This is a genomic window from Sinorhizobium americanum, assembly GCF_001651855.1.
GTDB classification, from domain to species: Bacteria; Pseudomonadota; Alphaproteobacteria; order Rhizobiales; family Rhizobiaceae; genus Sinorhizobium; species Sinorhizobium americanum.
Genome location: NZ_LNQC01000045.1, coordinates 140,939 through 164,532, shown reverse-complemented (window position 1 = coordinate 164,532; position 23,594 = coordinate 140,939). Strand labels below are relative to the sequence as shown.

Annotated in this window: 21 protein-coding genes, 1 tRNA gene and 1 riboswitch; of the genes, 12 read left to right on the top strand and 10 right to left on the bottom strand. The window is 64.1% G+C overall.

The window, feature by feature from the left end; all coding sequences use genetic code 11:
* Positions 1 to 42: 42 nt before the first annotated feature.
* The 4 genes from ATC00_RS09250 to ATC00_RS09235 all read right to left on the bottom strand — a co-directional run bounded on the left by ATC00_RS09250 (position 43) and on the right by ATC00_RS09235 (position 6,227).
* A complete protein-coding gene (locus ATC00_RS09250) occupies positions 43 to 279 on the bottom strand; it encodes an Lrp/AsnC ligand binding domain-containing protein (protein WP_037378372.1) in 237 nt (78 codons plus the stop codon).
* A 152-nt stretch (positions 280 to 431) separates the two neighbouring features.
* Complete coding sequence (locus ATC00_RS09245) at positions 432 to 1,235, bottom strand: TIGR02186 family protein (protein WP_037378369.1); 804 nt, start codon at positions 1,233 to 1,235, stop codon at positions 432 to 434.
* Positions 1,235 to 2,161, bottom strand: coding sequence for a sulfite exporter TauE/SafE family protein (locus tag ATC00_RS09240; protein ID WP_037378819.1), 927 nt, complete (start codon positions 2,159 to 2,161; stop codon positions 1,235 to 1,237). The genes ATC00_RS09245 and ATC00_RS09240 overlap by 1 nt, the downstream gene beginning before the upstream one ends.
* Positions 2,162 to 2,546: 385 nt before the next feature.
* Entirely contained in the window at positions 2,547 to 6,227 is a 3,681-nt protein-coding gene (locus ATC00_RS09235) for a peptidoglycan-binding protein (RefSeq protein ID WP_064252649.1), read from the bottom strand.
* Between the two features lie 417 nt (positions 6,228 to 6,644).
* Between ATC00_RS09235 and ATC00_RS09230 the strand changes: the two genes are divergently transcribed.
* The 5 genes from ATC00_RS09230 (at position 6,645) to ATC00_RS09210 (ending at position 13,090) form a co-directional block, all read left to right on the top strand.
* Positions 6,645 to 8,441 (top strand): acyl-CoA dehydrogenase C-terminal domain-containing protein, encoded by a 1,797-nt coding sequence (locus ATC00_RS09230; RefSeq protein ID WP_064252589.1) that lies wholly within the window; start codon positions 6,645 to 6,647, stop codon positions 8,439 to 8,441.
* A gap of 110 nt (positions 8,442 to 8,551) precedes the next feature.
* The gene (locus ATC00_RS09225; RefSeq protein WP_037378364.1) at positions 8,552 to 9,760 is read left to right on the top strand and encodes an acetyl-CoA C-acetyltransferase; all 1,209 of its coding nucleotides are present in this window, start codon (positions 8,552 to 8,554) and stop codon (positions 9,758 to 9,760) included.
* A gap of 21 nt (positions 9,761 to 9,781) precedes the next feature.
* The gene (locus tag ATC00_RS09220; RefSeq protein ID WP_064252588.1) at positions 9,782 to 11,995 is read left to right on the top strand and encodes an FAD-dependent oxidoreductase; all 2,214 of its coding nucleotides are present in this window, start codon (positions 9,782 to 9,784) and stop codon (positions 11,993 to 11,995) included.
* A gap of 161 nt (positions 11,996 to 12,156) precedes the next feature.
* On the top strand, positions 12,157 to 12,324 hold the full coding sequence (locus ATC00_RS09215; protein ID WP_234782264.1) for a DUF6958 family protein: 168 nt from the start codon (positions 12,157 to 12,159) through the stop codon (positions 12,322 to 12,324).
* 184 nt (positions 12,325 to 12,508) lie between these two features.
* Positions 12,509 to 13,090, top strand: a complete 582-nt coding sequence (locus tag ATC00_RS09210; protein ID WP_037378357.1) for a LysE family translocator — start codon at positions 12,509 to 12,511, stop codon at positions 13,088 to 13,090.
* A gap of 12 nt (positions 13,091 to 13,102) precedes the next feature.
* On the opposite strand, the gene ATC00_RS09205 is transcribed toward ATC00_RS09210, so the two are convergent.
* Positions 13,103 to 13,576 carry an SRPBCC family protein gene (locus ATC00_RS09205; RefSeq protein WP_037378354.1) on the bottom strand — a complete coding sequence of 158 codons (474 nt, stop codon included), beginning with the start codon at positions 13,574 to 13,576 and terminating at the stop codon, positions 13,103 to 13,105.
* A 157-nt stretch (positions 13,577 to 13,733) separates the two neighbouring features.
* Here ATC00_RS09205 and ATC00_RS09200 point away from each other — a divergent pair, with 157 nt between their 5' ends.
* The 5 genes from ATC00_RS09200 (at position 13,734) to ATC00_RS09180 (ending at position 17,340) form a co-directional block, all read left to right on the top strand.
* A complete protein-coding gene (locus tag ATC00_RS09200; protein WP_037378351.1) occupies positions 13,734 to 14,252 on the top strand; it encodes a winged helix-turn-helix transcriptional regulator in 519 nt (172 codons plus the stop codon).
* 163 nt (positions 14,253 to 14,415) lie between these two features.
* A complete protein-coding gene (locus tag ATC00_RS09195; RefSeq protein ID WP_037378814.1) occupies positions 14,416 to 15,069 on the top strand; it encodes a S24 family peptidase in 654 nt (217 codons plus the stop codon).
* 12 nt (positions 15,070 to 15,081) lie between these two features.
* Positions 15,082 to 15,948, top strand: coding sequence for a thermonuclease family protein (locus ATC00_RS09190; protein ID WP_064252587.1), 867 nt, complete (start codon positions 15,082 to 15,084; stop codon positions 15,946 to 15,948).
* The gene (locus ATC00_RS09185) at positions 15,949 to 16,359 is read left to right on the top strand and encodes a tellurite resistance TerB family protein (RefSeq protein ID WP_037378344.1); all 411 of its coding nucleotides are present in this window, start codon (positions 15,949 to 15,951) and stop codon (positions 16,357 to 16,359) included.
* Positions 16,360 to 16,527: 168 nt separating this feature from the next.
* Complete coding sequence (locus ATC00_RS09180) at positions 16,528 to 17,340, top strand: sterol desaturase family protein (RefSeq protein WP_037378342.1); 813 nt, start codon at positions 16,528 to 16,530, stop codon at positions 17,338 to 17,340.
* 48 nt (positions 17,341 to 17,388) lie between these two features.
* Here ATC00_RS09180 and ATC00_RS09175 read toward each other — a convergent pair whose 3' ends face one another.
* The 3 genes from ATC00_RS09175 to ATC00_RS09165 form a co-directional block, all read right to left on the bottom strand.
* Positions 17,389 to 18,240, bottom strand: coding sequence for a transporter substrate-binding domain-containing protein (locus ATC00_RS09175; protein ID WP_082912189.1), 852 nt, complete (start codon positions 18,238 to 18,240; stop codon positions 17,389 to 17,391).
* Between the two features lie 123 nt (positions 18,241 to 18,363).
* Positions 18,364 to 18,438 (bottom strand) — tRNA-Gly (locus tag ATC00_RS09170).
* Positions 18,439 to 18,533: 95 nt separating this feature from the next.
* On the bottom strand, positions 18,534 to 19,631 hold the full coding sequence (locus ATC00_RS09165; protein ID WP_037378338.1) for a 2'-deoxycytidine 5'-triphosphate deaminase: 1,098 nt from the start codon (positions 19,629 to 19,631) through the stop codon (positions 18,534 to 18,536).
* A 76-nt stretch (positions 19,632 to 19,707) separates the two neighbouring features.
* Positions 19,708 to 19,786, top strand: a riboswitch (SAM riboswitch).
* A 42-nt stretch (positions 19,787 to 19,828) separates the two neighbouring features.
* Here ATC00_RS09165 and ATC00_RS09160 point away from each other — a divergent pair.
* The gene (locus ATC00_RS09160) at positions 19,829 to 21,013 is read left to right on the top strand and encodes an O-succinylhomoserine sulfhydrylase (protein WP_037378335.1); all 1,185 of its coding nucleotides are present in this window, start codon (positions 19,829 to 19,831) and stop codon (positions 21,011 to 21,013) included.
* Positions 21,014 to 21,064: 51 nt separating this feature from the next.
* Here the strand turns inward: ATC00_RS09160 and ATC00_RS09155 are convergent, their stop codons facing one another.
* Positions 21,065 to 21,679, bottom strand: a complete 615-nt coding sequence (locus ATC00_RS09155; protein ID WP_037378331.1) for a CDP-alcohol phosphatidyltransferase family protein — start codon at positions 21,677 to 21,679, stop codon at positions 21,065 to 21,067.
* A gap of 111 nt (positions 21,680 to 21,790) precedes the next feature.
* Between ATC00_RS09155 and apaG the strand changes: the two genes are divergently transcribed.
* Positions 21,791 to 22,183, top strand: a complete 393-nt coding sequence (gene apaG / locus ATC00_RS09150) for a Co2+/Mg2+ efflux protein ApaG (RefSeq protein ID WP_037378812.1) — start codon at positions 21,791 to 21,793, stop codon at positions 22,181 to 22,183.
* Between the two features lie 10 nt (positions 22,184 to 22,193).
* Here apaG and ATC00_RS09145 read toward each other — a convergent pair whose 3' ends face one another.
* Complete coding sequence (locus tag ATC00_RS09145; RefSeq protein ID WP_037378809.1) at positions 22,194 to 23,189, bottom strand: Hsp33 family molecular chaperone; 996 nt, start codon at positions 23,187 to 23,189, stop codon at positions 22,194 to 22,196.
* Between the last annotated feature and the right edge of the window lie 405 nt (positions 23,190 to 23,594).

The following is a 23,594-nucleotide window of genomic DNA, read 5'->3' as shown; positions in this document are numbered from 1 at the left end:
GTGCGCGGTTTTCCGCACGCATCCCGCTCGCTACTGGAACGATCAGAAGGCGTTGAAGGTCAGCGTCGTCAACGAACGGGAAATGCCCGGAACGCTGGCGATGTTGTCATTGATGAACTTGCCGATGTCCTGGCCTTCCGCGACATAGATCTTCAAGAGCAGGTCGTAGTCGCCGCTCGTCGAATACATCTCCGAGACGATTTCCTTGCGGTAGATCTCGTCGGCGACCTCATAGGTCCGGCCGGGAGCGCATTGCAGTTGCACGAAAATCGGTTTCATGGGCTTCCTCTGCTTCCGGGAGTCGGCTCCCGACCATTGTAGCCGCCGCTGGCGCAAGGACCGGAGGGGCGTGCTGATCTTCAGCCTCTCTTAAACCGCCACGGCACAAAAGGGAACGTGCCCGCGAAGCTATCGCCCGGCTTAATTCTGCATCAATCCTTGCGGAAGAGCAGGCTCGCGCCCCATCCGGTAATCACCGCCAGCGTCACGGCAAAAAGGCCGTAGACGATAGGCTGCTCGTGCGCGGCACGGGTGATCGCCTGTTCGAGGCCGGTCTTCACGACGCGCAGCGGCAGGGCCTTGGCGGCGACGAAGAGACCTTCGCGGAAGAGATAGGCGCGCACCACATGGACGCCGTTCGGAACGTTGGCCGGCAGGCGGACGGAGGCCTTGAAGAGGCTCGAACTGATGAACTGCACGCCGCCCGGATCGCGCTGGTAGACGCCGCTCTCTTCGCGGATGCGGCGGAAGGCGTTGCGGAATTCGCCGAGGCTGCTGCCGTCGCCGATGAAGCCGAGCGGCACCAGCCGCATGTGATCGACGCCGATGCCCATATTGGCGATGTCGCGCGGCGGCGCGATCGTCGCGATATCGCGCGTGCTCGACAGCGAATAGGCTTCGGGAACGAGTTCGAAGGTCATCGACTGGGTGTTGACCCAAATGCCGAAGACGCGCTCCTTCTTGCGCACCGTCGCATTGTCCTTTGGTCCTTCGAGCACGACGATGATGTTGTACTTGCCCTGGGCGAGAAGGTTGGCGTCGAAACCGTCGATGGCGCCGAAGATCGTCAGGTCGGCGCCGCGGAAATCGGAGGTGATGGAGATCTCGTCCGTCGAGATGCCGATCTCGAGCTTCTCGGGGAAGTCGCCGACCTGGCGCTCCAGAGACTGTGCCGATGCCGGCCCGGCGGCGGAAAGGGCGAGAGCAAACAGGACGAGACGGCCGAACGCGCGCATCAGAAGCCGAACCCCGCTGAAACGACCGAATAGATATCCTTCGGCGGGATGATGAGCTCGATCGACAGGCGGATGCCGACGGCAAGGACGAGCAGCGCCAGCAGCGCCCGCAATTGTTCGCCTCGCAGCCGCTGGCCTACACGCACGCCGTATTGGGCGCCGATGACGCCGGCGATCATCAGCACGAAGGCGAGCACGATATCGACCGTATAGTTGGTCGAGGCCTGGACGATGACCGTGTAGGCGGAGACGAAGACGATCTGGAAGAGCGAGGTCCCGACGACGACGCTGGTCGGGATGCGCAGGAGATAGATCATCGCCGGCACCATGATGAAGCCGCCGCCGACGCCCATGACCGAGGTCAGGATGCCGATGCAGAAGCCGAGCGTGGCGACCGGGATGACGCTCAGATAGATCTTCGATTTCTTGAAGCGCATCTTCAGGGGCAGCCCGTGGATCCAGTTGTGCTGGCCGGGCCGGCGCAATTGCGTGGGCTGGTTCTTGGCGGCCTTGCGCATGGCGATGATGCTTTCCCAGAGCATCAGGCCGCCGACCGAACCCAGCAATACGACATAGAGCAGCGAAATGACGAGATCGAGCTGACCAATGCTGCGCAGCAGCGAAAACAGCCAGACACCCAAGGTCGCCCCGACGAGGCCGCCGCAAAGCAGCACCGTTCCGAGCTTGATGTCGATCGTGCCGCGCCGGAAATGGGTGATCGCCCCGGAGATCGACGAGGCAACCACCTGGTTCGCGCCGGTCGCCACCGCCACGACCGGCGGAATATTGTAGAAGATCAGGAGCGGCGTGATCAGGAAGCCGCCGCCGACGCCGAACATGCCCGACAGGAAACCGACGGCCGCGCCCATACCAAGAATGATGAGAATGTTCACCGACAATTCTGCGATGGGCAGATAGACCGTCACGGCCAAACCTCGATGTAACAACGAACCCGCAAGGCGGCTGAAAATTGCACCTGCACAACTCCTAACCGGAAAACGATTTAGGAATCGTGCAACACTGGAGCATTCGCACGCCCGCTCGGAGCAAGGCACGGCGGCGTGCTTCGAAGTGGCAAGAATTTCACCACGGGGACATTTCGGCCGACCGCCTGCATCCTCGACGGGACGCCGGACGGCACCCCGCTCATGCGCCCTCAGGCGGGAGCTGTCAACCTTTTCAGGGACATGGAGCCGCAGTTTGCGCGCCGTCGGCCGGTCATCACCGATAGGTCACCTGTAGGCATCGGGTGAGCGCCGCGACCACGACGCAGCCCACAGGAGTAACGGCCGAGCAAACGGCCTCCGGCTCTCACGAATTGCGCTTCAACAATTCCCTCACCAATTCGTCGGTGATTTCACCCGTCGGCTCGTGGCCGATCGACTTCTGGAATGCCTTGATCGCAGCGATCGTCTTCTTGCCCATCTGCCCGTCGGGGGCGCCGGCGTCGAAGCCGTTGTTGTTGAGAATGGCCTGGATGTTGCGCACCGCCTTCGTCATGTCGACCGAGGCCGTCTTCGTCGAGGGACCCACCCATGCGTCTGGCACATCGACCGTATTCGCTCCGGCGTTGACCGGCTGCACCTTCCAAGCCTCGACTTTGGCCTTGGCCCTCGCAAGCTCCTCGGGTTTCATCGCCTTGGCGATCTCGTCGCGTTTTTCGCCGGCGTCCTTGTCGCCGTCACGTGCGGCGATCGCGAACCACTTGTAGGATTCCTCGAGGCTCTGAGCGACGCCGTTACCGCGGGCGTAGAGCACGGCGAGATTGAACTGGCTGTCGCGAACCCCGAGATTGGCGGCCTTCTCGAACCATTTCACGGCCGCAGTGAGATCGGGCGCACCGTCGCGGCCGCTGGCAAGCATGACCGCAAGATTGTGGCTCGCACTGGCATTCCCCGCCTCGGCAGCCTTCTGGTAGAGCGCCTTGGCCCTGGCCGCGTCGCGGGTTACCCCTGCCCCCTTCTCGTAGAGATTGGCAAGTCTGTAGGCAGCCGGCACGACGCCGGCATCGGCCGCGCGCTGGTACCATTTGGCGGCTTCGGCAAGATCTTCGTTCGCGCCGCGTCCGTCGGTGAAGCGGGTACCGATCTCGTAATGAGCGAGAGGATCGCCGCCCTTTGCCGCGGTCACCAGCGCCGGCGGTCCGAAGCCTTCCGGGAGGACGATTTCATTCGCCTTCAGCGGCGCAAATGTCGCTGCCGCCGGCGTGCCTGTAGTCGCCGGCTGGAAAGTCGAGACCGGACTCGCCTGAGCCGGCGCGAACGCTGTCTGCAGCATCGGCGCCTCGCCGGCGTCCTTTGCCGGAGCGATTACAGCAGCTTTCTCGGGCGCCGCGGGGGCATTCACCGAGAGGGAGGGCGTGCCGGTCTTGCCGATCGGAGCCGCAGCCGTTACCGGCTCGGCTGGCTTTGCCGCGGCGATGGCGGGAAGCGGCTTCGCAGCACCCTCGTCGAACGCCTTCGGCGTGCTTTCGGCTTCCGCCTTGCGCTCGAGCGCCGCGGCGGGCCGGGCGCTTTCCGCGTCCCTGCCCTTCAGCACCGTGCTGACCAGCGGATAGGACATGATCGCCAGCAGAACGGCACCGACGGCCATCAGGATCGGACGGCGATGACGGGCGAAGGCACCACCCAGGGCAGACGGTCCCCTATTGTCCTTGGTGCTCTTCAGCGAATCGGCTTCCTCGACGGCCATCTGCGCTGCACGGCGTGCCGCAGCGATGAAGTCCGCCTTTTCGGCGCCGGCAGCCGGCTGGCCGCCGCGGGCCATTTGCCCGGACCGCACCCGCTCGAGGATCTTCTTGACGTCCGGCACGCCGGAGCCCGGCTCGAGCAACTGGTTGGCGTCCTCCGGCGCGAGCATTTCCGACGGGTCGATCGAGGGGGCGGGCTCCACCATCTGCCGCGCCGGCGCGGACGCCGTCTCGCTGCGCTTGGCGGAAAAGCGACGGGTCAGGCCGGCGAGCAGGCCGACCTTCGCGGCGGGCGGCTGAGCCTGCGTTTCGTCCCACGCGACAGTCGCAACCTCGACGGAGGAAGACAGGTCGGCCGCGACCGGGCTTGCGACGGCGACTTCGGCTTCGGCTCCTGATCCAAACGGCTGAAGCTCCCCCTGCCGCTGGTCGGCGTTGCTGAAATCGCCGCCAAACTCCGGCTGCACCGCCTTGGGCATCGGCACGGCGCGCGCCACGCTCGGGAGTCCGGCACTCGGCTCCCGCTCTTCGAGCCGCTCCAGTTTCTCGGCGATGTGGACGAGCGTATCGTGCAGAGCCTCGAAGGTCCGCGCCGTACGTTCTTCGCTTGAACGGCTGAGTTCCTCCAGCGCCCTTAGATCGTCGGCGAGCGCCGAAATCGCGGCCATGTCGGCGGCGCCTGAGGCCTGCGGCATGCCGTTCCTGGCATAGGCCTCCATCACCGCTTCGGCGGCCTGCCGGGCGGCTTCGATGATATATTCGTCGCTGGTGGCGAGATAGTCTTCGAGCGCCGTCATGCGGCTTTCGAACTCGACCGGCGCTGCGCCGGCCGGCTCCTGCTGCGAATGGCTGACGAGCGCCGAAAGATTGCCGATCTGCGCTTCGAGATTGCGTAGCGCGTCGCGATCGTCGAAGGGCGCGGCTTGTGTCTCCTCAAGGCGCTGAGCGATGTCGGCAAGCCGGTCCTCGAGTCGCTCGAAGCGCATGTCAGGCGCCGGCGCGCCGGCATGGCCGTCGAGATCGTCGATGCGGCGCGCGAGATAGTCGAGCCGCTCGGCCAGGGCGTCGTTGACGCTGCCCTGGTCCAAGGCCTCGATCCTGCGCGAAATATCGGCGAGATAGTCCGTCAGTTCCGGCACCGTGTTGCGCTGGCTGTGCTCGAGCAGCGCGGAAAGCTGATCGAGGCGTTCCTCCAGCCGGGCCGCAGCCCTCTCCCCTGCGAGATCCTCGACCCGCGCCGTGAGCGCCTCGATCCTGGCGCCGAGGCCGGCATCCGGGCGGGCAATGTTGTCGATCTGGCGCGAGAGGTCGCCGAGGCGGCTTTCCAGCCGATTGACGAAGGCACTGTCGAGGTTCGTGGCCGTGCGGCCGGCGGCGACCGCGCGGCTGATCTCATCGAGCCGCTGATCGAGCTCGGCGAATTGCGGGACGAAGCGCCTATCGTCGGGCTCTATCTGGCGCCCGAGCATCTCGATCGCGCGGGCGACCGCGACCAGCTTGTCCTCCAGCACATCGACCGCCGAGGCCTGGTTCAGTGTGCCGATCTGCGACTTGATTTCGTCAAGACGATAGGCGAGCGCCACAAGCTCGTCGTCGCGGTTCTGGTCGAAGGCGTTCAGCCGATCCTCGACGCCGTTCCAGCGGCTTTCCATGCGGCGCATGCTGTCTTCGCGGGCCAGGCCGTCGATCATCGCCCGGAGATCGTCGAATTCGACCCGCAGCGCGTCGACCTGCGCCGAGGGCGCCTGGCGGCCGAGCTGATTGATGCTGTCGGCAAGCCGCTGCAGATCGGTCCTGATATCGGCGGCGTAGCTGCGATCCTGGGAGGCTTCCGCCTTGATGCCGCGGATTTCGGAACGAAGGGCGTGCATTTCGCGGGCAAGCCCATCGCTGATGTCGCGCTTCAGGTCCTGTCTCAGGCCGACGAGAGCCTCGGCAATATCGGCTGCCGCGGAGGGTCGCGGCGGCTGCGCCGGCGCCGGCTGGGGAGGCTGGTATCGCGGCTCTTCCGCAAGGCGCTGGGGCGCGGAGCGATCGGAGGCGCGCGCCGCAAGGCGCTCGCGCAACGGCGATCGCTCGCGTGCGGCGCTGAGCGCCCGCTGGCGTTCGAGTATTTCCGAGATGGCGTTGCTCGCCGGGGCTGCGGGACGTTCCGGCTGGCGCTGCTCGCGGCTGACGCTGCTCATCAGGCCCTCGATGCGGGCCTCGAGACCCTCGATGGTACGGTTCAGGGCATCGAGCGACGGCCTGTCGCCATAGGACGGGTTGCCTGCGCGCTGAGGATTGGATCGCGATCCGTTCATTGTCTCTTCGCCCCTGTCGTCGACTATCATGGAAGCCGCGGAAGGGCGTTAAAGTCCGTTCCTCTTCAGCAGCCCAGCCGATACGGGCAAAGCCACAACAGACGCGAGCCTTCCGGTTGCAGCTTTGCCCATCTCACAGCCCACAATTCATTAAACGTGGTAAACAAGCGGTTAATCGGCGGGATTTTTTAACGATTTATCCATCTGCGCCCGTCCTAATCTTCCTCGACAAGTCCTTTCGGACCGGCGGCAGGTGCATTCCAATTTTTTGCGACGCGCTGTTTTTTGACGTTTACGCAAACGTCAAAATTTTGTAGCATTCTGCCAATCGTGCGACGCCGAGAACCTCGGCTCGCGCTCAACAGCTCGAATCGGGCAAGCCGCGGCCAGCTCGAGGGACATCAAGGCGAGGAAAGAATGCCCATCTTCAAGGCTCCGGTCGACGACACCCTGTTCATCCTCAACGACGTGCTCGGCCTCGAGCGCTACCACAACCTGCCGGGCTTTGCCGATGCGACGCCGGACATGGTGGCGGCAATCGTCGGCGAGGCCGCCAGGCTCGCCGAGGAAGAGCTCTTCCCGATCAATCTTTCCGGCGACCAGGAAGGCTGCACGCGCCACGACGACGGCACCGTCACCACGCCAGCCGGCTTCAGGAAGGCCTTCGATCTCTATCGCGAGGGCGGCTGGCTGGGCCTCGCGGCGCCGGAGGAATTCGGAGGACAGGGCCTGCCCTATACGCTTCATACCGCGGTGGGAGAATTCCTGTCCGCCGCGAACATGTCGCTGATGATGTATCCGGGCCTGACGCAGGGAGCGATCGCCGCCATTCTTGAGCATGGCTCCGAGGAGCAGAAGCGCACCTACCTGCCGAAGATGGTCGAAGGCACCTGGACCGGCACCATGAACCTGACCGAGCCGCATTGCGGCACCGATCTCGGTCTGCTGCGCACCAAGGCCGTGCCGAACGGCGACGGGTCCCACCGGATCTCCGGGCAGAAGATCTTCATCTCCGCCGGCGAGCACGACATGGCGGAGAACATCATCCACCTGGTCCTCGCCCGCATCGAGGGCGCGCCGGAAGGCGTCAAGGGCATCTCGCTCTTCATCGTGCCGAAGTTCAAGCTGAACGACGACGGCCAGCCCGGGGAGGGCAACGGCGTTTCCTGCGGCGCGATCGAAGAGAAGATGGGCATTCACGGCAACTCCACCTGCGTCATGAACTATGACGAGGCGACCGGCTATCTGATTGGCGCGGAGAACAAGGGTCTGAGCGCCATGTTCGTGATGATGAACGAGGCTCGCCTTGCCGTCGGCATGCAGGGGCTGGCGATCTCCGAAATCGCCTATCAGAATGCCGCAAATTACGCCCGCGACCGGCTCCAGGGCCGCTCGCTCTCCGGCGTCAAGGCGCCCGACCAGAAGGCGGACCCGATCATCGTCCACCCGGACGTGCGCCGCACGTTGATGACGATCAAGGCCTTCAACGAGGCCGGCCGCGCCTTGACCCTCTGGACGGCACTGAAGTCCGACATCGCCCACCGCTCCGGCAACGAACAGGAGCGGCAGGCGGCCGACGACATTCTCAGCCTGATGACGCCGATCCTCAAGGGCGTGCTGACCGACAAGGGCTTCGACCACACGGTGATGGCGCAGCAGGTGTTCGGTGGCCATGGCTATATCGAAGAGCACGGCATGAGCCAGTATGTGCGCGACGCCCGCATCGCGATGATTTACGAAGGGGCGAACGGCATCCAGGCGCTCGATCTCGTAGGCCGCAAGCTGGCGATGAATGGCGGCCGCGCCGTCATGGCGCTGTTCAAGGAGATCGGCGATTTCTGCGAGGGGAACCGCGGCGACGATAGGCTCTCCGGCTACACCAAGGCCCTGAAGAAGGGCCTCAACGACCTGCAGGCGGCGACCATGTGGTTCATGCAGAACGCCATGGCGAAGCCCGACAATGCCGGTGCCGGTTCGACCGACTACATGCATCTCTGCGGCCTCGTCGTGCTCGGCTATATGTGGGCGAAGATCGCCAAGACGGCGGAGGATAAGCTTGCCGCCGGGGAAACCGCGCAGGCGGACTATCTGAAGAACAAGCTGATCACCGCCAGGTTCTTCATGGAGCGCATCCTGCCGGAGACCGCACTGCGCAAGGCGCGCATTGAAACCGGCGCCGACACGCTGATGGCGCTGGACGCCGCCGCTTTCTAATTTCAGAGTGGAACTGGACGAGGAATGGTCTGCGGGGCGGCTTCCGCCCGCATTCCGTTCCAATTGATGATGCGCGGCCCGACGAGGCGCCGGCGAAAGGGAGATGAGACATGACGAAAGTCTTCGTTTACGACCACGTGCGCACGCCTCGCGGCCGTGGCAAGAAGGACGGATCTCTGCACGAAGTGCCGTCCGTCCGGCTCGCCGCCAAGGTGCTCGAGGCGGTCCGCGACCGCAACGGGCTCGACACGTCGACTGTCGATGACATCGTCATGGGCTGCGTCGATCCGGTGATGGATGCCGGTTCGGTGATCCCCAAGGCCGCCGCCTTCGAGGCCGGCTACTCGACGCGGGCGCCCGGCATGCAGATCTCGCGCTTCTGCGCCTCCGGCCTCGATGCCGTCAATTTCGGCGCCGCCAAGATCGCCCAGGGAGCGGACGACATCGTCATTGCCGGCGGGGTCGAATCGATGTCGCGCGTCGGCCTCGGCATGTCGGGCGGCTCCTGGTTCATGGACCCCTCCGTCAACCTGCCGGCCTATTTCATGCCGCAGGGCGTCTCGGCCGACCTGATCGCCACCAAATACGGTTTCTCGCGCGATGACGTCGATGCCTATGCGGTCGAAAGCCAGAAGCGCGCCGCAGATGCCTGGGAAAAGGGCTATTTCGAGAACTCGGTCGTGCCGGTCAAGGACCAGAACGGTCTGACGATCCTCGACCGCGACGAGCATATGCGTCCCGGCACCGACATGCAGGCGCTCGCCTCGCTCAACCCCTCCTTCCAGATGCCCGGCGAGATGGGCGGCTTCGAGGCCGTCGCCATCCAGGCGCATCCGGAAATCGAGCGGATCAACTATGTCCATCACGCCGGCAATTCCTCCGGCATCGTCGACGGCGCTGCGGCGGTGCTGCTCGGCTCGAAGGCCGGCGGCGAATCCATGGGGCTGAAGCCGCGCGCCCGCATACGCGCCTTCGCCAATATCGGCTCCGATCCAGCGCTGATGCTGACCGGCCCGGTCGACGTCACGGAAAAGCTCTTGAAGCGCGCCGACATGAAGCTTTCCGACATCGATCTCTTCGAGCTCAACGAGGCCTTTGCCGCCGTGGTGCTGCGCTTCATGCAGGCGTTCGACATTGCGCATGACCGGATCAACGTCAATGGCGGCGCGATCGCCATGGGCCATCCGCTCGGCGCGACCGGCGCGATGATCCTCGGCACCGTGCTCGACGAGCTCGAGCGCCGCGACCTCAACACGGCGCTGGTGACGCTCTGCATCGGCGCGGGCATGGGCACCGCCACGATCATCGAACGCGTCTGATCCGATCCCGGGAGAGAGAATATGTCTTACACGAACTTCAAGATCGAAACCGACGCAGACGGCATCGCACTCGTCACCTGGGACATGCCGGAGAAGTCGATGAACGTCTTCACCCAGGAGGTGATGGACGAACTGGACGCGATCATCGACCAGACGACCGCCGACGCCGCCGTCAAGGGCGTCGTCTTCACTTCGGGCAAGTCGTCCTTCTCCGGCGGCGCCGACCTCTCGATGATCAAGTCGATGTTCACGCTGCAGGCCGAGGAGAAGAAGAACGATCCGGCCAATGCCGCGCAGAAGCTCTTCAACCTCGTCGGCCGCATGACCGGGCTCTTCCGCAAGCTCGAAACCTGCGGCAAGCCCTGGGTCTCGGCGATCAACGGCACGTGCATGGGCGGCGCCTTCGAGCTGTCGCTCGCCTGCCACGGCCGCGTCGCCTCCAATTCGAAATCCGTGAAGATCGCCCTCCCCGAGGTCAAGGTCGGCATCTTTCCGGGCGCCGGCGGCACGCAGCGCGTGCCGCGGCTCACCAACACCCAGGACGCGCTGCAGATGATGACCACCGGTTCGTCGCTGACCGCTGCACGCGCCAAGGCCATGGGTCTCGTGCACGAGGTGGTCGAGCCGGAGAAACTGATCGAGGCCGCCAAGGCGATGATCAAGAATGGTCTGAAAGCCGTGCAGCCCTGGGACGAGAAAGGCTTCAAGCTTCCGGGCGGCGGCGTCTGGACGCCCGCTTCGGCGCAGCTCTGGCCGGCGGCTTCCGCCATTCTTCGCCGCGAAACCTACGGCAACTATCCGGGCGCGATCGCCATCCTGAAATGCGTCTACGAAGGGCTGCAGGTGCCGTTCGACACGGGCCTCAAGATCGAGCAGCGCTATTTCACCGAGATCCTGCAGACCACCGAGGCCTTCTCGATGATCCGCTCGCTGTTCGTCTCGATGCAGGAACTCGGCAAGGGCGCGCGTCGCCCGGCCGGCGTGCCGAAGTCCGAATTCAAGAAGGTGGGCGTCGTCGGCGCCGGCTTCATGGGCGCCTCGATCGCCTATGTGACGGCCGCCGCCGGCATTCCGGTCACTCTCATCGACCGCGACATGGAAGCGGCCGAGAAGGGCAAGGCGCATTCGGAAGGGCTGGTCAAGGATTCCGTCGGCAAGGGCCGGCTGACGAAGGATGAGGGCGAAGCGCTGCTCGCCCGGATCACCCCGTCGGCGGACTACGGCGACCTCAAGGATGCCGGTCTGATCGTCGAGGCGGTGTTCGAGGACCGGCAGGTCAAGAAGGACGTGATCGAAAAGGTGGAGGCCGTCATCGCGCCGGACGCCATCTTCGCCTCCAACACCTCGACGCTGCCGATCACCGGGCTTGCCAAGAATTCGAAGCGGCCGGAGCAATTCATCGGCGTCCATTTTTTCTCGCCGGTCGAGAAGATGATGCTGACCGAAGTGATCGTCGGCAAGGAGACCGGCGACAAGGCGCTGGCCACGGCGCTCGACTATGTCGCGGCGATCAAGAAGACGCCGATCGTCGTCAACGACACCCGCGGCTTCTACGTCAACCGCTGCGTCTTCCGCTATATCCACGAAGCCTATGACATGCTGATCGAGGGCGTGCCGCCGGCGATGATCGAGAACGCCGCCAAGATGGCCGGCATGCCGGTCGGGCCGCTGTCCCTCAACGACGAGGTGGCGATCGATCTCAGCCAGAAAATCCTCAAGGCGACGGTCGCCGACCTCGGCGAAAAAGCCGTCGACACGAAACACATGGCGCTCGTCAACAGGATGGTCGACGAACTCGACCGTCGCGGCCGCAAGAACGGCAAGGGCTTCTACGAGTATCCGGCAAAGCCGGCGAAGAAGTATCTCTGGCCGGGCCTCAAGGAACTCTACCCGCAGAAGGCGGCCGACAAGGTCGATGTCGAGGTGCTGAAGCAGCGCTTCCTAGCGACGATCGCACTCGAAGCGGCCCGGACGATCGAGGAAGGCATTGTCACCGATCCGCGCGAGGCGGATGTCGGCTCGATCCTCGGCTTCGGCTTCGCGCCCTATACCGGCGGCACGCTCTCCTATATCGACGGCATGGGCACCAAGGCCTTCGTTGCACTCTGCGAGAAACTCGCCAAGGGGTATGGCGACCATTTCAAGCCGACGCCGCTCTTGAAGGAGATGGCCGAAAAGGGCGAGACCTTCTACGGACGGTTCGACCCCTACGGTGCGGCGCAGAGGGCGGCTTAAGCCGCTCGTCCTGGCATATGAAAATCCAAGGGCCGGCCCACTGGGCGCGGCCCTTTTTTGTTGTGCTGGTTCGTGAAGCGGCACGCGCGTCAGCCCGACTAGTTCGCCGTGTCGGCCGCCACCTCGCTCGATCGTCCTTCGGAGGAACTGGAGGAACCGCCATGTCGAAGATCAAAAAGGTCAGCGTCGAGAACGTCATCCGCCCCGCCAAAGCGCCCGGCCTGACGCTGGCCGAAATCCGCGAGCGGATCTTCGCCCATCTGCCGGAGGAGAAATTCCCCGGAGGCAGGGGCGTCTCCTGGTGGTCGAAACCGTGCAACTCGATCTAGAGGCGAAAGGATTGATCGTGCGGGAGAAAACGCGGCCAATCCGGCTGCACAGGGGCTAACGCCGCGTTTACAAGCACTGCCCCGGCCAAGCTGAAATCCTGATTAGCAGTTGACGGGGATCAACTCGCCAAGCTGGCGCCCGGACTAAGAGCATCTATCGTCACCGAAAGCCGAAAAGCCGTCCATGCCGCTGCTCTCCTTTGCACTTGCCATCCTGCTTCTGCTCGCAACGCCCGGGCCGACGAACACGCTGTTATGGCTTTCCGGCGCGGCAGTCGGCATGCGCCGGTCCCTGCCCCTGCTTCTCGGCGAAGTCGGCGGCTATCTGACGGTGATCGTCCCGACAACGGTGCTGGCGGCGCCGCTCATTTCCGCCCATCCCGAGATCGGACTTTTGCTGAAGCTTGCCGCCGCCTGCTGGATCCTCTTCATGGCGCATGCGCTCTGGACGATGAAGGCGCACAGCGCCAGCGAGCGGCCGATCACCGCCGGACAGGTCTTCGTAACCACACTCCTCAATCCGAAGGCGCTGATCATTGCGCTCGTCATCATGCCGCAGCTCGGGCTTGTCGCGATGCTGCCCTGGCTTTTCGGCTTTGCGGCGCTGACGCTGAGCGCCGGCTCGCTATGGATTGCCGCCGGTACCCTTCTGGCGCGCCTGCCGAGGCGACCGGTCGGTCCACGTCTTCCGCGCCGCATCGCCGCTGCCTGTCTTGCCGCTTTCTCCTTCGGGATCGCCGGCAGCGCGCTTGCATCGATGCTGTAGGCGATCCGCAGGTCAGGCGGCTTCGGCCTTCTCGCCAAGCTCGGCCGCCAGGGCGCCGATCAGTTGCTCCCAGCCTCTCCGGCGATAGTCGACCTGGTCGAGGCCATCGAGAAAGGCCGCTTGCTCGGTGAATATGATGCGCGTGCCGCTTCCTTCCGGCACCAGTTCGACCGTGGCGATGGAGGCGGAAATCGGCCGTTCGTCCTTTGCCATCGTATAGGCCGAGATGATCCGCCGGTTCTCGACGATGTCGAGATAGACGGTTTCGTTGAAGTAGAATGTCTTACCGTCCTGGCTGAAGCGGCCGCCTTCCCGGCCGCCGACGCGGAAATCACGGCGGTATTCCGCCACCGGCCAATTGTCGGCCTTGACGAACCAGCGGTCGTGCGCAGCAGAGTCGGCAAAGGCGCGGAACACCCGCTCCGGGGGCGCCTTGAAGACGCGCTCGATGGTGAAGCTTGCATGTTCGACGGATGTCTGGGTCATCGCTTTCTCTTCTCCTTGCGTCCCGGCCGGCGCCGGACGCGTCGATACTGATCTCATTTTGAAAGCAGTTGCACTGTAGTGCCACTGCTGCAATAATGCAAGCGGTTTTAAAGGACGGGATTCGCATGTCCCTTCCGCCCCCGATACAGAGACCAGAATGATTGACGACCACCGCTCGACCTGCCCGATCAACCTTTCGCTCGAAGTCTTCGGCGACAAATGGAGCCTCCTGATCATCCGCGACATGATCTTCGGCGGCAAACGCCACTTCCGTGAGTTGCTCCGATCACAAGAGGGGATTTCCTCCAATATTCTCGCCGACCGGCTGAAGACGCTGCTCGAAATCGGCATGCTGACGAAGAGAGACGATCCGAGCCATAAGCAGAAGGCGATCTACAGCCTGACCGAGATGGCGATCGCACTGGTGCCGATCATGGCGCATCTCGGCGCATGGGGCCGGCGCTATCTGCCGGTCAGCGAAGAACTGAGCATCCGCGCCCAACTCATGGAGGAAGGCGGCCCGGCCCTCTGGAAGCGTTTCATGGATGAGCTGAGGGCCGAACATCTTGGCGCGCCCGGCGAGACGGAAGGTCCCACGGTGCGCCAGACGCTGCAGGCGGCCTATGAAGACGTCATGGCTCGCAAGGCCAGGGAACTCGTCAGGGCCGGCAAATAAGCCATCCCCGGCCCCGCCCCCGCAGGCACAGGACTATTTTCCTGTCCATTCTTTACGGCCTATCCTGGCTTCGTTAATGTACAATCAGGCTGAAGCGGAAGCTAACCAGCGTGCGGTTTTCAACCGTTGCGCCGCGTTTGCTGCACCGGCGGGGTGGATCGACATGCTTTCACACGACAGCATCTGGCGGGCGATCGATGCGCTGGCGGAGCGCCATCAGCTCTCGCCGTCCGGGCTTGCACGCCGCGCCGGTCTCGACCCAACCTCGTTCAACAAATCGAAGCGCCAGTCGCCCGACGGTCGCGATCGCTGGCCGTCGACGGAATCGATCGCGAAGGTCCTCGAGGCGACCGGCGCGACGATCGACCAGTTCATGGCGCTCCTCCAACCCGGCAGCGGCACATTGTCCCGCTCCGGCGGGCCTGCCTCGGGCATTCCGCTGATCGGCTTCGCGCAGGCAGGCGCTGGCGGCTTCTTCGACGATGGCGGCTTTCCCGTCGGGCAGGGTTGGGACGAGGTCGAATTTCCGGTCGCGCCGCAGAGCAAGTCCAACGTCTACGCCTTGGAGGTCCAAGGCGACAGCATGCTGCCGCTCTATCGCGACGGCGACGTTTTGATCGTCGATCCGGGAGCGCAGGTGCGCCGCGGCGACCGCGTCGTCCTCAAAAGCCGCGAGGGAGAGGTGATGGCGAAGCTCCTGGCGCGTCAGACGTCGCGCGGCGTCGAGCTTCTGTCGCTCAATCCCGAGCACCCAAACCGCAGTTTCGAGATGAAAGACGTGGAATGGATCGCCCGGATCATCTGGGCTAGCCAATAGGAAAGCGTCGGGATGCGGCCGCAGTTCATCTCCATCGCCGGCGGGCTCGCCGCCCTCGCCCTCTATATCGGCATCCTGTTCGGCGGGGCCGCCTCGATCCGTGGCCGTGAAAGCGCCGCCACGCCCGATCTCGTGCTCGAGACGCCGGACGTTGCGATGATCGAGGAGCCGGCCGCGGAGCCGGTTCCGGCGGAGCAACCGCCAGCCGCGCCAGCGCAGCCGAACGCCGAAGAGGAGGCGGCCGCCAAGACCTCCAGGACGCCGGTGCGACCCGTCGACCCGAATCTTTTCACCATGCCGGAAGAGGGGCTTGCGAAACCGCTCGAACGAATTGCGCCGCGGCCGCCTCTCTCGGCTCCGCCAGAAAAGAAGGCAACGCCGCTTGTGCTGCAGCGGCCCGTCGCCCTGGCCGCCGGACTCGTCCAGACCGGCGAAACGACGCTGCAAATCAGGGACATCGAGCCGGAAAAGGCGGATAGGATCTGCGAGGGAGGCGGCAAGAGCTGGCCCTGCGGCATGGTCGCACGAACAGCCTTCCGCAATTTCCTGAGAGGACGGGCGCTCGTCTGCGCCGAGGTCGACGAGAAGCGCGAAGGCTCCACCGCCGCGAGCTGTACGGTCGGCAACATGAACGTCGCCGAATGGCTGGTCACGAACGGCTGGGCGATGCCGCTCCCCGGCACCGCCCTCGAAGCGAAGGCGGAGGTCGCCCGGAACGCCAAGCGCGGTTTCTACGGCAGCGACCCGCGTGATCTGAGCCGAAGGCGGCGGCTGGTGATCGAGGAGCCCGCGGGCACCGCGGACTTCGGCGGGACCGCGCCGGACTTGCAAGCCCCCGCGGGAATTCCTAACTGGGCTCCATCGATTTCAGGAGAGTAGATGTCCGCGAGCCTCAGCCAGCACGAAGCCCTCGTCTATGTCATGGTCATGATGTCGGCTGTGGACAGGAGCATGAGCGACGACGAATTCGCACGCATCGGCGGCCTCGTGCGTTTCCTGCCTGCCTTCGAGGGCTTCGACGAGGATCGGCTGATCCATATCGGCCGCGAATGCGCGGCCCAGCTCGCCGCCCCGGAAGGCCTCGACGTGACGCTCGAAATGGTTCGCGAATCACTGCCGCAGCGCCACTACGAAACCGCCTATGCGCTTGCCGTCGAGATCGCCGCCGCCGACCAACGCATCCGCACGGAGGAAATCCGGCTGTTGCAGCTGTTGCGCGACCGTCTCGCCCTCGACAAGCTCACCTGCGCCGCAATCGAGCGCGGCGCGCTTGCCCGCTTTCGCAGATAGCCGCCTGCCGGTACGGAGCCACATCACGGCAACGTGTCTTTGCCCGCGCCCGACAACAGTCATACCGTCGTCCTGCCGCCTCTTTCCCTAAATCAAAGCCGCTTCAAGGAAAGAGGCGGCGATTCAAAGTTCTACAGCGACCGGCCATAGGATCGGCGTGAGGGTGAAATGCTTTTCCTCGGGATTGCGGAGCCGGTCTGGCGGCTCGGTGCCTTTGCGGTGGTCTTCGCCGCGCTGGCGGCACTCGAACTGCTGCATCCCCGGCTTGAAAGGCCGGAACTGCTGCGGGCCATCAAGGCGCGGCGCTGGGCCACCAACCTGTCGATTCTTCTGCTCTCCTCCCTGCTGCTGCGCATCGTCTTTCCGGCCGCCGCGACAGGCGTCGCGATCTGGACCGGCTTGCGCGGCGCTGGCCTGTTGCCAGCGATTGGCGTCGCGGCGCCGCTCGCCGGTCTCGTGGCGTTCGTCGCGCTCGATTTCGCCGTCTGGCTGGAACACGTGGTGTTTCACAAACTGCCCATCTTATGGCGCATCCACCGGGTGCATCATGCCGACCCGGGCGTGGACGTCACGACGGCGTTGCGCTTCCATCCCCTGGAGATTCTGCTTTCGATGGCTTGGAAGAGCGCGGTCATCATCGCTCTTGGCGCGCCGGCACTCTCGGTGCTGATCTTCGAAATCGTCCTCAATGCCGCCGCGATGTTCAACCACGCCAACCTGCGACTGCCGCCGAAATTTGACCGGGCCTTGCGGCTGCTGATTGTCACGCCCGACATGCACCGCATTCATCACTCCGTCGAAAAGCGGGAAACGGATTCGAACTACGGCTTCAATCTCTCGCTTTGGGACCGGCTGTTTTCGACCTATGTGGCGCGGCCGGCGAGCGGCGACGACTGGATCGAGACCGGCTTGAAGGCCTTTGGACGCAGCGAGCCGACAAAGCTCCTGTGGTCGCTGATGCTGCCGTTCCGGCGCGGGTAAAATGGGCGCACGGCTCTTGCTTGTCAGCCGAGGCCGGCCCGGTCAGCATCAATAGATGCCATTCGGAAAATAGCGCAGGTAAATTTCTTCGAGCCTGCCGCTGCGCGAAAGCGCCAGCAGCGCATGGTCGATCGCTTGCGTCAAAGCGGGCTCGGTCGTCCGGTTCATGATCGTCAGGCCCTCGCCCAGGAAGCGTTCGGAAAAATAGGCGCCGTCCATCAGGGCGCAGCATCCCGCGGCGACGCTGCCGGAGACCCAGAAGGAGAGCTGCATGGCATCGGAGAAGGCGGCCGTCACGGCGCCCTCCCGCAATGCGTTCAGCAAGGCCTCGCGGTCGGGATAAGCCTTTGCCTCGAGCTTCGGAAAGAAGGCCTTCAGCATCGCTTCGTGCGTCGTCCCGGCCACGGCCCCGACGGGCTTGCCAACGAGGTCGTCCGGTCTATGAACTCCCTCAGCTTTCTTCCTGTTGAGGGCGAAACGGGCCGGCAGTTGCATGAAGGCCCTGGAGAATGCGAAGCGCCGCCTCAGTTCCGGCGTCACGGCAATGCCGGCGACGATCGCTTCGCCCTGGCCCTGCTCAAGGGCTGGCATCAGTTCGGGATAGGTTACCGCTTGAATCTGGCATTTCGCTTCGATCTCCAGCTCGCGGCAGATTTCCCGGGCGAGATCGACGTGGAATCCCGAAAGCTTGCCCGACTGATCGATGAAATTGAACGGCGGGAAATCGACGGTGGTGAGAAAACGCAGCCGCGCCAGGCCTGTCAGATCGGGCTTGGCGATGCGCTCGCGGGCATCGAACAACAGCGGCAGGTCCTTCGGCGCGCCGCTCGCCGCGGACGCGACGAGCATGGCCGCGGCCGCCAGCAATCCGATAGACTTCTGAAAGAATGCGCGCGTCATTGCCATCCGATTCCCAAGCATTGAACGGAACTTAGCGGGATGTTGCAGCGCTGACCATAGGCAGGCCGCCGGCACGGCTGCGTATTCCCAAGCCTGTCGAGCGAATACGGAAGGAAGGGAAAATGGAGCGGGTGATCGGGATCGAACCGACGACATCAAGCTTGGGAAGCTGGCGTTCTACCACTGAACTACACCCGCATCAGAAGCGGAAATTTCCCCAACGGCCGCGATCTGTCAAGCGTCTAGATGATTTCACTATCGATTGGAGCAGTGAATCATCCAGCTCTTTGGTCTCACTCGGCGCGAAAATGCTTGGAAAGCTTGAGACCCTGCGCCTGATAGTTCGAGCCGAGATCGATGCCGTAAAGACCTTCCGGGCGCTCCAGCATGTGCTCGTAGATCAGCCGGCCGACGATCTGCCCGTGTTCGAGGATGAAGGGCACTTCGTGGCTGCGGACCTCGAGTACTGCGCGGCTGCCGCTGCCGCCGGCCGAGGCGTGGCCGAAGCCCGGATCGAAGAAGCCGGCATAATGGACGCGGAACTCGCCGACCAACGGATCGAAGGGGGTCATTTCGGCGGCGTAGAGCGGCGGCACATGGACCGCCTCGCGGGACACGAGGATGTAGAATTCGTCTGGATCGAGGATCAGGTCGTCGCGGCCGCGGCTATAGAGCGGTTCCCAGAAATCGAAGACGGCGTGCTCCGCCTTCTTGTCGACGTCGACCACCGACGTGTGATGCTTGCCGCGATAACCGATCAGGCCGTCCGGGCCGGTGCCCTTGAGGTCGATCGACAGCGCAATGCCGCCGCCGGAGACGTTGGGACGCTCACTGGCGACGAGCACGTCGCTTTCGTGAAGCGCCAGCAGCTGCTGCTCGGAAAGAACCGACTGGCCGACACGGAAACGGATCTGCGAAAGGCGCGAACCGCGGCGCACCACGATCGGGAAGGTCCGCGGGCTGATCTCCAGATAGAGCGGCCCGTTGTAGCCGGCCGGGATTTTGTCGAATTCCTGCGCCCGGTCGGTGATGACGCGGGTGAAGATGTCGAGGCGACCGGTCGAACTCTTCGGATTGGCGGAGGCGGACATGGACTCCGGCAGCGACAGGCTCTCCATCAGCGGCACGATATAGACGCAGCCGGTTTCCAGCACGGCGCCCTCGCTGAGATCGATGACATGCAGCTTCAGGCGGTCGAGCTTGTCGGCGACGAGATGCGCCGGTCCCGGCATGAAGCTCGCCCGGACGCGAAACGCCTTGGAACCGAGGCGAAGATCGAGGCTGGCCGGCTGGATCTGGTCATCATCCAGCGGCTTCTCGCTCTTCAGACGTCCGGTGGCAAACAGCGCGGCAATCGCGCGGTCGGCCAAAATCCCTGTGTCGCGACCCATTCCGATCCTCATTCTCAGTTGCCAGACAAAACCAAACTCCGGGAATTGACGCAAGCGCGGCCAGGCAGTATTTGAAGCTTTATCCCGTGGTGATTTGGCCGGTCGGCTTGCAGCCACGTTAAACAAGTAGCTAAAAAGGCCGGGTGTCAAACCGGTCGTTTCGCGGCCGGTTTTTTTGTTTTGAAGGTGATCGTCGCATGAGCAAGACCTGGCGCCCGGCAACCCAACTCGTCCATGGCGGGACCACCCGCTCGCAGCACGGCGAGACCTCGGAAGCGATCTTCCTGACACAGGGCTTCGTCTATGAAAGCTCGGAAGCGGCGGAAGCCCGATTCAAGGGCGAGACCGACGGCTTCATTTATGCCCGCTACGGCAGCCCGACCAACGACATGTTCGAGAAGCGCATGTGCATGCTCGAGGGCGCCGAAGACGCGCGCGCCACGGCGTCCGGCATGGCGGCGGTGTCATCGGCGATCCTCTGCCAGGTCAAGGCAGGTGACCACATCGTCGCGGCCCGCGCCCTGTTCGGCTCCTGCCGCTGGGTCGTCGAAACGCTCGCCCCGAAATACGGTGTGGAATGCACGCTGGTCGACGGCCGCGACCTTGCCAATTGGGAGAAGGCGGTGCGCCCGAACACCAAGGTCTTCTTCCTCGAGAGCCCGACCAACCCGACGCTGGAGGTGATCGACATCGCCGGCGTCGCCAAGCTCGCCGACCACGTCGGCGCCAAGCTCGTGGTCGATAATGTCTTCGCGACGCCGCTCTTCCAGAAGCCGCTGGAGCTCGGCGCCCATGTGGTCGTCTATTCCGCCACCAAGCATATCGACGGCCAGGGCCGCTGCCTCGGCGGCGTCGTGCTTGCCGACAAAGCCTGGATCGACGAGAACCTGCACGACTATTTCCGCCACACCGGCCCGGCCATGTCGCCCTTCAACGCCTGGACGCTGCTCAAGGGCATCGAGACGCTGCCGCTGCGCGTCAAGCAGCAGACGGAAAACGCCCGCCGCATCGCCGACTTCCTCGCCGAGCAGCCGCAGGTGGCACGCGTCATCTATCCGGGCCGCAAGGACCATCCGCAGGCCGATATCATTGCCAAGCAGATGAGCGGCGGCTCGACGCTGGTCGCCTTCGAGCTGAAGGGCGGCAAGGATGCGGCCTTTGCGCTGCAGAACGCCCTTGATATCGTGCGAATTTCCAACAATCTCGGCGATTCCAAGAGCCTCATCACCCATCCGGCGACGACGACGCACAAGAACCTCACCGACGAGGCCCGTGCCGAACTCGGCATCTCGGCCGGCACGGTGCGCTTCTCGGCCGGCATCGAGGACAGCGACGACCTGGTCGAGGATTTCGCCAAGGCATTGAAGTCGATCGGGGCCTGAACCGTCCAAGTTCAGCTGAGTCAGCCGCCCGGCCTGCGACGGGCGGCTTTTTCATGGCTGGTCGCGAAAGGTGAGACGCGCGAGAACGATGCGCGACAGGGCGGTGTAAAGGCAGAGGACCGCGAAGAGCGCCGCCAGCACCGGGAACCAGTGCGGAAACAGGCAGGCGGCCAGGAAGAAGGCGATGGTCTCGGTCGCCTCGGCAAGGCCGGTGGTGAAATAGATCGACTTCGCACCGCGGATCTCGGTCGACAGTGCCCGCTTCTCGGCGATCGCGGCGAAGGCGAGGAAGCTCGAGCCGTTGACATAGAAGGCAAAGAGCAAGAGCCCGCCGGTAAGACCGTTCGCCGCCGGATCGGCGACGATGAAGGCGAGCGGGATGGCGCCATAGAAGACGAAGTCGAGGACGATGTCGAGAAAACCGCCGAAGTCGGTCTTGCGGCTTGCGCGCGCCACCGCCCCGTCGAGGCCGTCGCAGAGGCGGCTCAGGAGAATGAGAGCCGCGCCCGCGAGGTAGTAGTGCAAGGCAATCAGGGCGGCTGCAGCAAATCCAAGACAAAGGCCGGCGACCGTGACCGCATCGGCACTCAAGCCCCGCTTGGCGAGTGCGGCGCCAAGCCGGTTCAGGATAGGATCGAGATGCCTGCGCGCCGCGCCGTCGAGCATGTTCCCCTGCCTTGCGCGAAAATCGTAAGGACCCGTATAATCCCGCCGTTATTCTTCACGAAACCTTATCGCTGTATGATACTCGAGCAGTTTTGAAACAGGATGTCGAACATGTACCGTGCGCTGACACGCGACATAGAGGTCACGGTGGAGCCGTACTATCTCGAAGAACAATCGGATCCGGATGATAGCCGCTATGTCTGGGGCTACCGCATCGTCATATCGAACCATTCCGAAATCGCGGTTCGGCTGATGACCCGCTACTGGCACATCACCGACGAGAACGGCCAGGTGGACGAGGTGAGCGGTCCAGGCGTCATCGGCGAGCAGCCGCTTCTCAATCCCGGCGACACCTACGAATATTCCTCCGGCTGCCCGCTCGACACCCCCTCCGGCGTCATGTTCGGCCACTACAGCATGGAGGCCGAGGGCGGGGAGACCTTCAATGTTGCCATCCCCGCCTTTTCGCTCGATTCTCCCGGACTGGTGCGGACGCTGAACTAGCCGTCCGCCTTTATTGAGATCGCACCTCGCTCGCCTCGAAGCGGTAGTCTGTGGAGCAGAACTCGCAGGTGACCTTGATCTCCCCGTCCTCGATGCTGTGCTCGATATCCTCCTGGCTCAGCCCGTCCAGGACCTCGCGTATCTTGTCGCGCGAGCAGCTGCAGCGATCGTAGACAGCCTGCGGCTGGTAGACGCGCACGCCCCGCTCATGGAACAGACGATAAAGCAGCCGCTCGGTGCCGACGGTGGGATCGGTCAGCTCGTCGGTATCGATGGTCTCGACCATCACCTTGGCCTCGGCCCAGAGATCGTCTTCCTCGAAGAGCAGGCTGGCGTCGCCGTCATCGCCATCGCCGCCGGGCAGATCCGGCTGGCGCATGCGCTCGGACGCCTCGGGCAGGAACTGCGCCACCATGCCGCCGGCGCGCCAGCGATGCCGCGGCTTGCCGTTTTCGTCCCGGTCGAGCAGTTCGGCGACGGCCAAGCGAACCTTGGTCGGTATCTGTTCCGACTGGCGGAAATAGACCGCGGCGATCTCTTCGAGTGTCGCCCCATCGAGCGCGACGATGCCCTGGTAGCGCTGGGTATGGGCGCCCTGGTCGATCGTGAAGGCAAGGATGCCGTTGCCGAGCAGTTCGTGGGGCTGCGCGCGGCCGCCCTTCTCGGCGGCGGCAAGCGCCTCCTCGTCGTAGCGCGCATAGGCGCGAACCCGGTCCGGGGTGGAGAAATCGGCGACGACGAGGTCGACCGGCCCATCGCCCTGGGTTTGGACGATCAACTTCCCCTCGAACTTGAGCGAGGTACCGAGCAGGACCGTCAGCACGACGGTTTCGGCAACCAGCCGCGCCACCGGCAGCGGATAGCTGTGCCGCTCGAGGATCGCGTCGAGCATCGGGCCGAGCTGCACGGCTCGGCCGCGGACGTCGAGGCCCTCTACCTGAAAGGGAACGACGTGGTCGTCACCGGCAAAATCGAACTCGCCAAGTCCCGGTGCTGTCTCTGTCATCGTTTGCTCCTTGCATGAATCACAGCGATCGAGCAACCCGACTTCGCCGTGATCGAACTTCAATCCTGCGGGTGCAAGCGGCAAGCCGCGCACACCCTTTGCCGTTCCTTTGCATCGCTGCGTCTCAATCGAGAGACGCAACGGTCGCATGACACCGTGCATTGCCCGTGACATCGAGAGCGCCGATCGACGCACTCCGTCTCTAACTGCCGCTTATCCTATTTGATCCCGGCATGGACCGATTTGTCCAGCAGGCAAGCGCGGCTCCGGAAGCGCCCCGTATGCGGCGGATCCGTAGAAACGCGCTGTGGCGAGAAACGGCGCAGCGGCCGAACTCTCCCGCACATCGCCTAGATTGTGTCAGCGCTCTCCGATTTCAATAGCCCGGCCTGCCCTCGAACGGTC